Below are 13,913 nucleotides of genomic sequence, written 5' to 3' on the forward strand. Positions count from 1 at the left end.
GATGAAGAAAATACACATTCTAGCGCTTATCCCAGTTCTTTGTTTAGTAGTTGGGCCAATATTTGCGAATTCAGTTACTCCTTACGTATTAGGGATGCCATTTTTATTATTTTGGGTATTATTATCAGTGTTTATTACGTCTTTTTGTATGGGGCTTGTGTACGTGTTTGATCCTGCTAATAAGGAGGATGTAAAATGACTGCATTACTTATCATTATTTTATTTTTGTTTCTCGCACTATTTTTAGGGATTCGGGCACAACATGGAAAAGATATGAATTTAGAGCAATGGTCAGTTGGGGGAAGAGGGTTTGGCACTATTTTTGTTTTTCTCCTTATGGCAGGTGAAATTTATACGACGTTTACATTTTTGGGAGGAAGTGGCTGGGCGTATAGCAAAGGAGCACCTACCTTTTATATTTTAGGGTATGGCGCTTTAGCTTATCTTTTATCGTATTTTTTATTGCCACCGATTTGGAAGTATGCGAAAGAGCATAACCTTGTTTCACAGTCGGATTTTTTTGCGAAGAAATATAGAAGTAAAGCGCTTGGGATTATTGTTTCAATTGTTGGTGTTGTTTCCATCATCCCATATCTTGTTTTACAGTTAAAAGGACTGGGAATTATCGTTTCAGAAGCTTCTTACGGAAGGGTGTCACCTGTTGTTGCGGTTTGGATTGGTGCTATTGTTATAACTATATATGTAATGGTTTCAGGTATACATGGTTCGGCTTGGACGGCTGCTTTGAAGGATATTATGATACTGTTTATCGTTATGTTTTTAGGTATATATTTACCGTATCATTATTATGGAGGATTTCAGCCGATGTTTGAGGCTGTAGAGGCAGCGAAACCGGGATTTTTATCTTTACCTGAAGAAGGAATGAGTATTTCTTGGTTTGTTTCTACTATTATATTAACGGCCCTCGGTTTTTATATGTGGCCTCATACATTTGCTTCTGCTTTTTCTGCAAAAAATGAAAAAGTATTTCGTAAAAATGCAGCAATTATGCCATTGTATTCTTTAGTTTTACTTTTCGTATTTTTTGCAGGATTTGCTGCTATATTGCAAGTTCCTGGGTTAAAGGGAGCGGATGTAGATCTTTCGTTATTCCGTCTTGCTTTACAAACTTTTGATCCTTGGTTTATTGGAATTATTGGTAGTGCGGGAGTATTAACGGCATTGGTTCCGGGTTCGATGCTTGTTATGGCGGCTTCTACACTGTTAGCGAAAAATATTTATCGAACGATAGTTCCATCTGCTTCAGATAGACAAGTTGCTAAGATGGCAAAATTATTTGTGCCTGTAGTAACGCTCGTGGCAGTTTTATTTACATTTAAAGGAGGAGAAACGATAGGAGCGCTTCTATTAATGGGATACAGTATTGTTACACAACTTTTCCCTGCACTTGTATGTAGCTTGTTTCCACGCCAAATTATTACGAAGCAAGGAGCGATTGCAGGAATAGGAGTTGGGCTGTTAGTGGTCGCATATATTACCTTATCTGGTTCAACTATAGCCACAATGTTTCCGAGTTTCCCGCAGTATATAAAAGATTTGAATGTAGGCATAGTCGCATTGTTAATTAATATGATTGTGATGTTTGTAGTTAGTGGATTTACAAAAAGTGTATCTATAAAGAAAAACAATATAATAGTAGAAAAGTAATTCGTTTATCCCGCATTAACGGGCAGTAAGACCCTCAACTCAAAATTCAGCGGAAGCAAAGAAGTTAGGTAGGGGCCCTGCTGCCTGTAAAAGTCCGATTGGTGAGGGCTGATTAAAGTTTTACTTTATTAGAGCTATCTTTGAAAAGAGATAGCTCTTTTTTGTATATATTTTCTTCAATTAGCGGAATCTAACTAAAAACTTGTTGAAAAGGAAGTTAGGTGGGGAAATTGTTAGAGCTTGAAGGTAACTTATTTGAAGTTATGAAAGAAATTAGGGATGAGTTAGGTTCACCTAATGATTTAACAATTAGAGAAGTTGTTCTTGCTGGGAGTTTTACACGTTGTGCGGTTGTGTTTTTATGTGGGTTAACAGACAAGGATAATGTTTATAAATATGTAGTTCGTACTCTTCAATATGAAGAAGTGCAAAATGAAGCGGCTGTCGTTCAGACGTTATTGGATCGTTTTATTTCTATTGCGGAAGTGGGTAAGAAGACAACGTTTCCGGATATTATAAATGCGATTTTAGCGGGAGATACAGTTATATTAATTGATAATATTCAAACTGCTATCGTTATTAATAGTAGGGCTTGGGAGAAGAGAAGTTTAGAGCCACCAGTGACAGAAGATTTAATACGCGGACCAAGAGTTGGATTAAATGAAGATATTAATGTGAATAAAATGTTAATCCGACGCAGTTTACGCGATCCAAAGTTGAGGTTCCAATCTTATATTATGGGGAAGCGATCGCAGAAAGAAGTAACCCTAGTATATATAGAAGATATTATTAATCCTCACATTGTAAAAGAGTTAGATCGCCGTCTTCAATCAATAGTGACAGATGTTATTTTGGAAACAGGTACGATTGAACAATTAATTCAGGATAATAATTTATCTCCATTTCCACAGTTTTTGAATACAGAGAGGCCAGATAATATTATAGCGTCATTAGCGAAGGGAAAAGCGGCCATTTTAGTAGACGGATCTCCGTTTGCTCTTATTGCACCGCTTGTGTTTGTTGATATTTTTCAATCTGTAGAAGATCATTACGAGCGCTGGGTGATTGGAACGTTACTAAGATTTTTACGTATGGGTTCAGGTATAATCGCGGTTTTGTTACCAGCTATGTATGTAGCACTTGTATCTTATCATCAAGGACTTATTCCTTCTAAACTGGCTTATTCAATTGCAGGTGCGAGGGAAGGTGTTCCGTTTCCAGCATATATTGAAACGTTAATGATGGCCTTGACTATGGAATTAATACGAGAAGCTGGAATCCGATTGCCCAAACCAATGGGACAAACGATAGGGATTGTAGGAGGTCTTGTAATTGGAGAAGCTGCGGTAAATGCAGGGATTGTAAATCCGTTTTTAGTTATTATTATTGCAGTTACTGCGATTGCTACGTTCTCGCTTCCTGTATATAGTATTACGATTACGTTCCGAATTTTACTTTTCGTCTTTGTATTAGCTGCAACGGCTTTTGGACTGTATGGGATCATTCTAGCTCTGATTGCACTTGCTATTCATATTACAAATTTAACAAGTGTTGGTATACCGTATACAACTCCCATTGCTCCTGCATTTTATAAAGATTGGAAAGAAGAATTTATTCGCATGCCAAAATCGATGTTGAAAGATAGACCAGAGTACTTACAAACAAAAGATTCTACAATACGTCCAAAGGAGCGAAAATAAGTGAAACCATTTGAGTATGGCGATGAAGAGATTGGATCTCGGGAAATTGGGTTTGCGGTATCATCGACCATTATTGGTATAGGGGCATTGTCTATGCCGAGAGATATCGCTAACCAAACTTTATTTTCGGACGGTTGGATTATCTTGCTTTTGGGTGGATTGATTTGCGCAGTTTTAGGCTGGTTTGTGACGAGAGTGGCTATCTTATTTCCAAAACAAAATTTTGTTCAATATACGAGTGCGCATTTGACGAAGCCTGTTGCATACACAATTAGTTGTATTTTAGTATTAACGTTTGCTGCTTTGACAGCATATGAATCGCGAATGATTTCAGTTATTTCTCAAACGTATTTATTTAGTGATACACCAATACAACTACTGTCTTTCTTCTTCTTATTAGTTGTTATTTATGGAATAGCAGGATCAAGAGCAGCCTTATTAAGGTTAAATGTTTTATTCTTACCTATTGTTTTAATTGCGATAGTACTTCTTTCTTTATTGAATATAAATTTAATGGAAATAAATAATTTACTACCAGCTTTTCAAACGAAAGTAAGTCAATATGCTGTTGGAGTTAAAAATTCTATTTTTACGTTTATTGGATTTGAAGTAGCTTTATTTTATGCGGTGTTGCTGAATGATAAGACAGCGAAAAAAGCGCCGATGGCAGTCGCGAAAGCGGTGATGGTAAACGTGCTGTCATACATTTTAATTTATGTAACTTGTATTAGTGTTTTTACGTATATGACAACACGTGGATTGACATATCCAACAATTGAATTAGGGAAAGAAATTGAAATTGGTGGAGGATTTTTAGAAAGGTTTGATGCGATTTTTTTTACGACTTGGATTATTACTATTTATAACACGACAGCAATGTACTATGATGTCGCATCTTTATTGTTTTGTGCTATGTTTCCGAAAGTGAAGAAACATATTTTTATTTTCGTAAGTGCCCCAATTATTTTTATGGCGAATATGATACCTAGTAGTTTGAATGCTTTATCAAGTTATGGGACTTATTTAGCTTGGATAGATATGGGGTGTGTTGTGTTAGCACCTTTGCTCGTTTTAATTGTATATAAAATAAAAAGAAGGAATGGTGGAAATGAAACACCTTCTTAAAATTATAATGGTTATGGCTTTAACTGGATTTATGAGTGGGTGTTCTGAGTTAGAAGAGATAGAAGAAAGAGGATTTGTAGTAGGAGCGGCTTACGATATCGTGAAGGAGAAGAAAGCGAATCCAATTATGAAAGGGACCTATCAGATGGTACTCCCCAGTAAATTGTCTCAACAGGGTGGACAAGGGGGTGGGGATAGCGAAAATTATATTAATGTTAGTGCAAAAGCAGATAGTGTATTTGAACAAATAAGAATAATCGCTAAAAAAATTAGCCGTACATTATTTTTCCCTCATATACAGGTGATTATTTTCTCTGAAGAATTACTTTCACATCCATACATTTTACAAAATACGTTAGATGTATATATTCGCGATCATGAGATGAGAAGAAATATTCGTTTGTTCGTTTCTAATAAAAATGCCGAAGCTATTTTAAAACAAAGTGCCAAGCCTGAAAATTTACCGGCGCAGTATATTGATATGTTAGCTGAACACCCTCCGAAAAATGCCCAAATGATTGAGGCTGCAAGAATTGGTGAGGTGCAGGAAAAGATGATCTCTAACCGAAGTTTTGTATTACCTATTCTGGAACTAACAAAACAAGGAGTACAAATGAACGGTGCAGCATTGTTTCGTGGAAAGGATAATAAATGTGTAGGCAATTTGAGTGGGGAAGAAACAGTAGGGATGAATTATATAATAGGCAAAAAAATTGGAGGTTTTTTTACCATCCGTAAAAAGAATCAACTTATTACATATGAAATTCATAAGTTACGTCGAAAAATTAAAGTATCCACAACGAATGCTACAAAACCAAAGTTTGATATTCATTTATCTCTGGAAGGCACATTGGCTGAGTTGCATTTCAGTGATCATAAAAAGGTTTTGAATGAAAAGCGTTTAGAGAAGGATATATCGGAAGAAATGGAGAAGCGTATTCAAAAATCAATTAAACTTGTTCAAAAAAAATATAAGGTAGATGTACTAGAGTTAGGGGAAGTGTATAAGCGACATAATTATAAAGAGTGGAAAAAGGTAAGTAAGAATTGGGATCAAGGCGAAAATTACTTTAGTAATGCTGAAATTACTGTTCATGTTCATCCAACAATTGAACATTCAGGTTCAGCTTTACCGAAAAGAGTGAAATAAGGTGATGAAAGTTGTTTACTGGATTAGGAATTAGTTGCACGATATTAATGGCAGTTCTTCCAGGAACTATATATTTTATTCATAAAAAACTCACAACGTATGGAGCACAGCCGTGGAATACTGATGTGCAAAAAAAGAAACCTGAATAATTTCAGGTTTCTTTCGTGCAAAGCATATGTGAAGGGGGATACCTTCTATGTATGCTTTGCTTTATACAAGCCCTAACCAATGTACCAATTGTGTAGAGAGGAATGTAACAACAATGGCGATAACGGTAGGGATTGCAAACGATAAGAATGTCCATTTTGCACTTTTTGTTTCTTTGTATATATTAACAAGTGTTGTTCCGCACGGGAAATGAAGAAGTGAGAACAACATTGTGTTTAACGCTGTTAACCAAGTCCAACCATTTTCTAGGAATAGATTTTTAATTTGATTAAAATCATCTATTTCAGTTAAAGCCCCAGTTGATAAGTAAGACATTAATAAAATTGGGATTACAATTTCATTAGCGGGTAGTCCAAGAATGAATGCAGCTAGAATAAAGCCGTCAAGTCCTAACATTTTAGCAAATGGATCTAGAAAGTTTACAAAATACATAAGTAAGCTTGTGTCACCAATAAAAATGTTAGCAAGTAACCAAGTTAATGCAGCCGCAGGGGCAGCAACAACTATAGCTCGTTTTAAAACATAGATTGACTTATCGAGTGTTGCGCGAACAATTGTATTCCAAACTTTTGGCTTGCGGTACGGAGGTAACTCAAGTGTGTAGTGGGTCGGAACCCCTTTTAAGGCTGTTTTTGATAGTACCCAAGAAACAGTTAATGTCATAATAACACCAATTACAACCATTCCGACTACAACGCCAGCAGTAACCAATGTTTGCATACTGCCTGTATAACCAGCAGCCATAAATAGTGAAGCCATTAAAATTAACATAGGCCAGCGACCGTTACAAGGAACGAAGTTGTTCGTTAAAATTGCTAGCATGCGTTCACGTGGTGATTCAATGATACGTGTTGACATAATGGCTGCTGCATTACAACCAAATCCCATTGCCATTGTTAAAGATTGTTTCCCGTGTGCGCCGGATCGTTTGAATAAGCGGTCCATATTAAACGCGACACGTGGTAAGTATCCGTAGTTTTCTAATAGCGCGAACATAGGGAAAAAGATTGCCATAGGTGGTAACATAACGCTAATAACAGCACCGATACCACGGAACAAACCAAGTATTAAAATGCCATGTAACCATTCAGGTGCATGCGCTGCTTGGAACCAAGATGTTAAATATCCTTCGGCCCATCCGAAGAATTCGGCAATCATATCAGATGGTACGTTAGCGCCTGCAATTGTAAGATAAAAAATAATAGATAAAATACCGAGCATAATTGGGAATCCCCAGATTGGAGATGTGAAAATTTTATCTAGTTTTTCGGAACGATATAATTTATCAGTATTTGTATATTGGACAGATTCTTTACATATGCTTGCAGATGTTCGGTAAATATCTCCGACTATATCATCTCGTATATCTTCTTTTGAAAGTGTTTGTGCATGTTGAATAATATAGTCTAATGGAAGAGCTTTACTGGCTGAGTGAGATTCCATTAATTACGACCTCCCTTACAAGTGGTTCATTATGGTGTTTTTGAAGTGTAGTTAAGAAATTTTTATCTCCATCTAATATACGTAACGCAATCCAACGTGCTGGATACGTATCACCGAACACTTTATAAATTTGTGGTTCTAATTCCTGAATCATATTTTCAATTTTTTCGCTGTAAGTAATTTTAATTGGTGTTGGAATTAGTTTTTTATTTGCTACTCTTGCAATAACATTTAGCAAATGACCAATACCTACTCGGTTACGTGCTGAAATTTTAACGACAGGTACACCAAGTGATTTTGCTAATTTCTTTTCATCGATAACAATCCCTTTTTTCTCGGCTTCATCAATTAAGTTAATGCAAATGACTACATTATTTGTCATCTCCATCACCTGGAGTGCTAAATTTAAATTTCTTTCCATAGCAGTTGCGTCTATAACAACTACAGTTACTTCTGGTTTTTCAAATATAATATAATCCCTCGCTACTTCTTCGTCTGCGGAATTTGAGTATAGTGAGTAAGTTCCCGGTAAATCTATTAATGTATAATTACTTCCGTTATGTTCATATTCTCCTTCAGCTTTTAAAACAGTTTTTCCCGTCCAGTTTCCAGTATGTTGTTTTAAGCCTGTTAAAGTATTAAATAATGTACTTTTCCCTGTATTCGGGTTACCAGCTAAAGCGATACGATGTTTGCTCATCTGAAATCATCTCCTATTAATACCCCGAAAATAAGGGAGCTTTCTTCTTTACGCAGTGCAATAGTTGTGTTGCTCACTTGATAAGCGACCGGATCTCCAAGTGGACTGCGTTGCAATACTTTAATCGTCGCCCCCGGGATAAATCCCAAATCTAATAAGCGTCGTTTCATAGTTCCTTCTAATTGTATCTTCTCAATTTGTACAAACTCTCCTATTTTAAATTCGGAAAGTGGTTTTATATTAGCCGATACCATAAAAGTTACCTCATCTCTATATTTTTAGTTTGAGTTTAAAAAGTTTCCTAAGGTAAACTTTTTGTTAGTAATATAGTAGACTACATTGGATTATGTTGTCAATTAGTACTTTAAAAATATTCATTTATTTTTAGAATTGTTCCAATTTATTTAGTTGTACTAAAAAATATTACTGAAATTATTTTTAATGTGCATAAATTAGGTGTGTAAAAATTAAAAAATACAGCGGAATTGTAAATGTAACTTTAACGAAAAGGGAAAAAGAGAGAAAAACATTTACATTGAATTTACATTGTTAAGAATATATTTACATTGCAGCGTAGTTAGTGTGGTTTTTGTTGGGTTATTTAACTATAAATGTTGGGATTTCTAGCTTTTAAGGATTATTATCGTCATTTACTTAAAATTAAAAATTGCTTAACACTCACATAATATTGTTGTCCTACAATGAATTTGTGTTCGAAAGAAAATGAATTCGAAAAGTGATAATCCAAATGGGGGTACAAGACATGGTTATGAAAAAAGGTATTAAATTTTCTTTAGCAGCTTTAGTGGTAGCAGGAGCATTAGTTGGTTGTGGGAAAGCAGAAGATACAACTAGTAAAGAAACTGCTAAAGGAAGCGATAATACAAAACAAGAATTATCAGGTACGATTGCAGCGGCTGGTTCTACAGCTCTTCTACCTCTTGCGGAGGAAGCTGGAAAGAAATTCATGGAGAAAAATTCAAAAGTTTCTATTCAAGTTCAAGGTGGCGGTAGTGGAACTGGGATTAACCAAGTAGCATCTGGTGCAGTACAAATTGGTAATTCAGATGTTCCGTCCGGAGATAAAATAAAAGATGCTGAAAAGGCGAAAGAATTAGTAGATAACAAGGTAGCGGGTATTGCATTCGCTCTTGTCGTAAATAAAGATGTAAAAGTTGATAACTTAACAATGCAACAAGTACAAGATATCTTCACTGGAAAAGTAACAAACTGGAAAGAAGTAGGCGGAAAAGATGAAAAAATTAATGTAATTAACCGTCCGGCTTCATCTGGTACACGTGCTACATTTGAAAAAACGATTATGAAAGACGCGAAAATTAATGATGGAACTGGTACAACACAAGATTCTAACGGTGCAGTAGAGCAAGCGATTAACTCTACTCCTGGTTCGGTGAGTTATTTAGCAATGTCTTACATGGTCGGCGAGAAAAAAGGCGCACTACAAACAGTGAAAATTGATGGTGCTGAACCGAAAGTTGAAAACATTGCGTCTGGTAAATATCCATTCTGGTCTTACGAATATATGGTAACAAAAGGTGAAGCGAAGGAAGCAACAAAAGCTTACATCGATTATGTAAAAGGTAAAGATTTTGAAAAGCAAGTAGAAGATATGGGCTACATTCCAATGTCTAAATTAAATAAGTAATAAAATTTTATGGGGCTGGCTGCAAGGCCAGTCCTGTTCATTTCAATCTGTGAAGTGGGGTCTGTCCTGTGATGAAGGGGAAAAAACAAATTAATTACGTAAAAAGTGAATATATAGGAAGATCACTTGTTACGTTTTGTGGTATTTTTATTGTTTTAATTACATTAGCTATTATTGCGTTTATTTGTGGGAAAGGTATTCAATCTTTTACACAAAGTGGTATCTCATTTACTGAGATGTTAACATCGACAAAATGGAATCCAAATGCTGATCAAGGATCCTTCGGGGCTTTAATTTTCATTGTAGGTTCAACGGTGGTTTCGTTAGGTGCGGTTATTATTAGTGCACCAATTGCTATAGCTCTTGCTATATTCATGAATTTAATTTCGCCAAAGTTTGGAAATAAAGTATTGAAGCCTGTTCTAGAATTGTTAGTTGGTATTCCTTCGGTTGTATACGGATTATTAGGTGTTACGATTTTAGTACCACTATTACGTGATTCGTTTGGGGGAGTAGGCTTTAGTTTAATTGCAGGTATTGTTGTATTAAGTATTATGATTTTACCTACTATTGCTAGTATCGCTTCTGATGCAATACGTTCTGTTCCATTTGATTATTTAGAAGCTTCTTATGGTCTAGGATCAACGAAATGGCAAGCGATTAGCCGAGTAATTGTTCCTGCTGCGAAGAAAGGGATTTTAACAGGTGTTGTTTTAGGTTTAGCGCGTGCTTTTGGTGAAGCGCTAGCGGTTCAAATGGTAATCGGGAATACGATTAAATTACCAGAAGGAATATATAGTCCGACAGCGACGTTAACTGGTATTTTAACAATGGACATGACGAATACATTGAACGGAACTGCTTGGAACAATGCGCTATGGACTTTAGCGATGATTTTACTTGTTATTTCATTCCTGTTTATTTTAGTAATTCGAGCGATTGGGCAAAGAGGTGAGCGATAATAATGAATGCAAGAACGGTAAATAAAGTTTGGACAGGTATCTTTTATGCGGTTGCAACTTTAGTTGTAGCTTTGCTAGTGTTCTTAGTATTTGAAATTTTACAAAAGGGATGGGGGTTTTGGGATCCTAATTTCTTGTTTGGAGAACCAAGCAATACAAGAGCTGGTGGTGGGATTGGTCCGCAGTTATTCAATTCCTTCTACATGCTTGTTATAACGCTTATTATATCTATTCCTCTTGGATTAGGTGCTGGAATATATTTAGCAGAGTACGCAAAACAAGGACGTTTTTTAAATTTTGTTCGTCTATGTATCGAGACAATGGCATCTTTACCTTCTATTGTTGTTGGTTTATTTGGTTTGTTAGTGTTCGTTACAATGACAGGTTGGGGATACACAGTAATGGGTGGTGCTCTTGCTTTAACTATTTTAAATTTACCAGGTTTAACGCGTGTTTGTGAAAATGCGATTTCAGAAGTTCCTCATAATGTAAAAGAGGCAAGTCTTGGATTAGGTGCAACGAAGTGGCAAACAATCGCTCGTATTATTATCCCATCGTCATTACCACAAATTATTACAGGGATTATTTTAGCGGCGGGTCGTATATTTGGGGAAGCGGCAGCATTAATTTACACAGCGGGTTTAACATCCCCGATTTTAAATTCAGCAGCGGATTTATCAAGTCCTGCGCATCCTTTAAATCCGTTTAGACCAGCTGAAACATTAGCGGTTCACATTTGGAAATTAAATTCTGAAGGAGTTATTCCAGATGCGAAGTTGATTGCGACAAAATCTGCAGCTGTATTAATTATTATGGTATTACTATTCAATGTTATTTCACGCTTGATAGCATCTATATTACACAAGCGCTTTACAGGAACGAAAAGAAAAAGTAAAACAACGAAAAAGGTAAAAGCGGCATAAATTATAAAGAAGAACTCTCTATTTATAGGTAGGGGGTTCTTTTGTATTTTAATATAGAAGGAATGGATGTAATGATTGTTGAATTTGTGATTAATTATAAAGAAGAACAGATGTAATTTGGATTGTGGATTCTAGTAAACCTATAGAGCAATATGTGGAAAAAATGATGGATTTTATGAATAAATAGAGAGAAGGCGTTATCTTCATTTGTGAAGGTAACGCCTTTTGTTTTTAAATATCAGGTGTTTCTGTAGAAGTGCTTATTTTCCTACGGGAGCGTCTTTTTCTCCCGATTTTATCTAATAGTTCATACATAACTGGAACGACTACTAATGTAAGAGCAGTTGAGACTGCCAAACCGCCGATGACGACGACGGCTAAACTTTTTGATACCATACTTCCCGCTTGGGATTGGCCAAATAGGAGTGGGAGCATAGCAACGATTGTTGTAATAGCTGTCATAATAATTGGGCGTAGTCTAGTAGAACCTGCTTCAAGTAAGGCTTCTCTAGTTTCCATTCCGTGTTCCCGATTTTGTTGGACTCTTTCTATTAATACAATAGCGTTTGTAACAACAATCCCGATTAACATTAATGCGCCGATCAAGGAATTTACATCAACAGGTGTTCGTGAAATGATTAATCCTAAAATACCACCGACAGCAGCTAACGGTAAGGAGAATAGGATTGCAAAAGGAGCACGTGCTTGCCCGAAGGTGATAACCATAATTAAATATACAATCCCGATTGCAATCCCCATAATTTTGAATAAATCTGTAAAATTCTCTTGCATAGATTCAGTAGCTCCTGCGATATTTACTTTTGCACCACTAGGTAAATCTAAGTCAGTCATCGCTTTATTTACTGCTGTGTTTACTTTACTCAAATCTTCATTTGAAGCTTCGGCTGTAATTTGGATTGTTTCTTTTCCGTCTTTATGGAAAATTTCTGTTTGCGTTTGTTTTTCTGAAATAGTTGCGATGTCTTTTAAAGGTATTGGTCCATTAATAGGTGATAGTATGTTTGTATTTAAAATATCTTCTTGTTTATTAATGTTTTCTTTTTTGTGTTCTATCATAATAGTAGCTTTTTCATTATTAATTGTAATTTCGCCAATAGGTGATTTCTTCATAAGGAATGCTAATTGTTGCGCAGCTATTTCTGGTGTTAAACCTAGTTGTTCAGCCTTTGTTTGATCAATATGAATTTGCCATTCTTTTTTAGAGTCTTCTAAATTTGTTTTTACTTTAGAAAGATCATCCATGCTTTTTAGTTTTGTTTCAACGATAGTAGCCGCCTCTTTTAAATCCGCTTCGTTAGTAGCTGTTACGTTAAATTGTAAGTTATTGCCGCCGCCAGAGCTTGAATAACTTGTTTTTATATAATCAAGTTCAGCAGGCTCAAAAGTTTTATTTTCCTTTTTTAACTCTTTAATATATTGATCAATATCAGAACCTTTTTTAAAGACTACGAATATACTAGCGAGGTTATTTTTAGTTGTTTGCCCCCATTGTGCATCTTCTGCGCTAGATCCCATTCGTAAAATAACGTCTGTTATATCTGAATTAGAAAGTAATTTCTTTTCAAAATCAAATGCTTTTTGTTTTTGAGATTCAGCATTATAATCGGCTGGAAATGTCATGTTAATAGATAACATTGTGTCGTCTTCAGATTTTATGTTTGCTTTCGGTAGTAATATATAAGCTGCAATTGATCCTACAAATAATAAAAATGCAGTAAGTAGAATAATGAATTTATGAGAAAGAGCCCACTTTAATGTAGCGACATATCGTGATGAAGAACTTGGCTTTCGATGCTTTGTTTTTTTGAGTAGTAAAAAAGCCATAAGTGGAACAACTGTTAGTGCAACGATTAAGGATGATAGTATAGAATATACAACTGCTAATACCATAGGTAACATTAATTTTCCGATTGCTCCCGATACGAGGCCGATAGGTAAAAAAACAGCGACCGTTGTTAAAGTAGAAGAAGTAATTGCGACTGCGACTTCTTTCGTTGCATCGAGAATGATATCTTTAGAGAAAGAATCTTTTTGTAAACGGCGGAAAATATTCTCGATGACAACGATACTATCATCGACGAGACGTCCAACCGCAACAGCTAAACCACCGAGGGTTAAAATGTTAAGCGTAATGTTAGATTGATGTAGTAAAAAGAGTGTTAATAAAATAGATAATGGAATACTGACAACAGCGATGAGTGTTGTTCGGAAGTTACGTAAAAAGATTAAGATAATTAGAGTTGCAGCAATTGCTCCAAGTATTACTTCTTTTCCCATGCTAGTAACAGCATTTTCAACTTGTTCATGGGTTGAAGCCAAAAGTTTAATAGAAAATTGATCTTTATATTCCTTATCTATCTCTTTAACTTTTTTATCAATCTCTTTTC

13 protein-coding genes (1 of these 13 only partly in view) are annotated in these 13,913 nt (G+C 35.6%); 9 read left to right on the forward strand and 4 right to left on the reverse strand.

All coding sequences use genetic code 11. From position 1 onward, the window contains the following. The first annotated feature begins 1 nt into the window (after position 1). From N2V80_RS03580 to N2V80_RS03605, 6 genes are all read left to right on the forward strand, one after another. Positions 2–199: a DUF3311 domain-containing protein gene (locus tag N2V80_RS03580; RefSeq protein WP_000719833.1), complete on the forward strand. Its 198-nt coding sequence runs from the start codon at positions 2–4 to the stop codon at positions 197–199. Continuing rightward, positions 196–1,668, forward strand: a complete 1,473-nt coding sequence (locus tag N2V80_RS03585) for a sodium:solute symporter family protein (RefSeq protein WP_000125929.1) — start codon at positions 196–198, stop codon at positions 1,666–1,668. Before N2V80_RS03580 ends, N2V80_RS03585 begins: the two co-directional genes overlap by 4 nt. Before the next feature lie 221 nt (positions 1,669–1,889). Next, a complete protein-coding gene (gene gerLA / locus N2V80_RS03590) occupies positions 1,890–3,368 on the forward strand; it encodes a spore germination protein GerLA (RefSeq protein WP_139147433.1) in 1,479 nt (492 codons plus the stop codon). Next, a complete protein-coding gene (gerLB, locus tag N2V80_RS03595) occupies positions 3,369–4,493 on the forward strand; it encodes a spore germination protein GerLB (RefSeq protein WP_000801992.1) in 1,125 nt (374 codons plus the stop codon). It begins immediately after the preceding gene. Next, positions 4,477–5,643, forward strand: coding sequence for a spore germination protein GerLC (gerLC, locus tag N2V80_RS03600; protein WP_000681631.1), 1,167 nt, complete (start codon positions 4,477–4,479; stop codon positions 5,641–5,643). The genes gerLB and gerLC overlap by 17 nt, the downstream gene beginning before the upstream one ends. 11 nt (positions 5,644–5,654) lie before the next feature. Further along, positions 5,655–5,792, forward strand: coding sequence for a hypothetical protein (locus tag N2V80_RS03605; protein WP_000493997.1), 138 nt, complete (start codon positions 5,655–5,657; stop codon positions 5,790–5,792). Between the two features lie 61 nt (positions 5,793–5,853). Here N2V80_RS03605 and N2V80_RS03610 read toward each other — a convergent pair whose 3' ends face one another. Genes N2V80_RS03610 through N2V80_RS03620 form a run of 3 tightly spaced genes read right to left on the reverse strand, consistent with a single transcriptional unit; the run spans position 5,854 to position 8,208 of the window. Beyond that, positions 5,854–7,254: a nucleoside recognition domain-containing protein gene (locus N2V80_RS03610; RefSeq protein WP_000443602.1), complete on the reverse strand. Its 1,401-nt coding sequence runs from the start codon at positions 7,252–7,254 to the stop codon at positions 5,854–5,856. Then, a complete protein-coding gene (locus N2V80_RS03615) occupies positions 7,232–7,954 on the reverse strand; it encodes a FeoB small GTPase domain-containing protein (RefSeq protein ID WP_000033868.1) in 723 nt (240 codons plus the stop codon). Before N2V80_RS03615 ends, N2V80_RS03610 begins: the two co-directional genes overlap by 23 nt. Next, positions 7,951–8,208, reverse strand: coding sequence for a FeoA family protein (locus N2V80_RS03620; protein ID WP_000252982.1), 258 nt, complete (start codon positions 8,206–8,208; stop codon positions 7,951–7,953). Before N2V80_RS03620 ends, N2V80_RS03615 begins: the two co-directional genes overlap by 4 nt. A gap of 509 nt (positions 8,209–8,717) precedes the next feature. Between N2V80_RS03620 and N2V80_RS03625 the strand changes: the two genes are divergently transcribed. The 3 genes from N2V80_RS03625 to pstA all read left to right on the forward strand — a co-directional run bounded on the left by N2V80_RS03625 (position 8,718) and on the right by pstA (position 11,505). Then, positions 8,718–9,620, forward strand: a complete 903-nt coding sequence (locus tag N2V80_RS03625) for a phosphate ABC transporter substrate-binding protein PstS family protein (RefSeq protein WP_000245109.1) — start codon at positions 8,718–8,720, stop codon at positions 9,618–9,620. Between the two features lie 71 nt (positions 9,621–9,691). Then, positions 9,692–10,582, forward strand: coding sequence for a phosphate ABC transporter permease subunit PstC (pstC, locus tag N2V80_RS03630; protein WP_000676676.1), 891 nt, complete (start codon positions 9,692–9,694; stop codon positions 10,580–10,582). A 2-nt stretch (positions 10,583–10,584) separates the two neighbouring features. Next, entirely contained in the window at positions 10,585–11,505 is a 921-nt protein-coding gene (gene pstA, locus N2V80_RS03635) for a phosphate ABC transporter permease PstA (RefSeq protein ID WP_000994152.1), read from the forward strand. Between the two features lie 231 nt (positions 11,506–11,736). Here the strand turns inward: pstA and N2V80_RS03640 are convergent, their stop codons facing one another. Continuing rightward, on the reverse strand, positions 11,737–13,913 hold the 3' portion of the coding sequence (locus N2V80_RS03640) for an efflux RND transporter permease subunit (protein ID WP_061655607.1). 868 nt of this gene lie beyond the right edge of the window; only the last 2,177 of its 3,045 coding nucleotides appear in the window; its start codon lies beyond the right edge, outside the window — the gene reads right to left on this strand; it ends in the stop codon at positions 11,737–11,739.

The organism is Bacillus sp. FSL W8-0640, assembly GCF_038007725.1.
Taxonomy (GTDB): Bacteria; Bacillota; Bacilli; order Bacillales; family Bacillaceae_G; genus Bacillus_A; species Bacillus_A cereus.

Excerpts from the sequence above, each read along its gene's own strand:
- N2V80_RS03615 (WP_000033868.1), bottom strand. The coding sequence starts at position 7,954 with ATGAGCAAACATCGTATCGCTTTAGCTGGTAACCCGAATACAGGGAAA.
- pstC (WP_000676676.1), top strand. The coding sequence starts at position 9,692 with ATGAAGGGGAAAAAACAAATTAATTACGTAAAAAGTGAATATATAGGA.
- N2V80_RS03585 (WP_000125929.1), top strand. The coding sequence starts at position 196 with ATGACTGCATTACTTATCATTATTTTATTTTTGTTTCTCGCACTATTT.
- N2V80_RS03610 (WP_000443602.1), bottom strand. The coding sequence starts at position 7,254 with ATGGAATCTCACTCAGCCAGTAAAGCTCTTCCATTAGACTATATTATT.
- pstA (WP_000994152.1), top strand. The coding sequence starts at position 10,585 with ATGAATGCAAGAACGGTAAATAAAGTTTGGACAGGTATCTTTTATGCG.
- N2V80_RS03580 (WP_000719833.1), top strand. The coding sequence starts at position 2 with ATGAAGAAAATACACATTCTAGCGCTTATCCCAGTTCTTTGTTTAGTA.
- N2V80_RS03620 (WP_000252982.1), bottom strand. The coding sequence starts at position 8,208 with ATGGTATCGGCTAATATAAAACCACTTTCCGAATTTAAAATAGGAGAG.
- gerLC (WP_000681631.1), top strand. The coding sequence starts at position 4,477 with ATGAAACACCTTCTTAAAATTATAATGGTTATGGCTTTAACTGGATTT.
- N2V80_RS03625 (WP_000245109.1), top strand. The coding sequence starts at position 8,718 with ATGGTTATGAAAAAAGGTATTAAATTTTCTTTAGCAGCTTTAGTGGTA.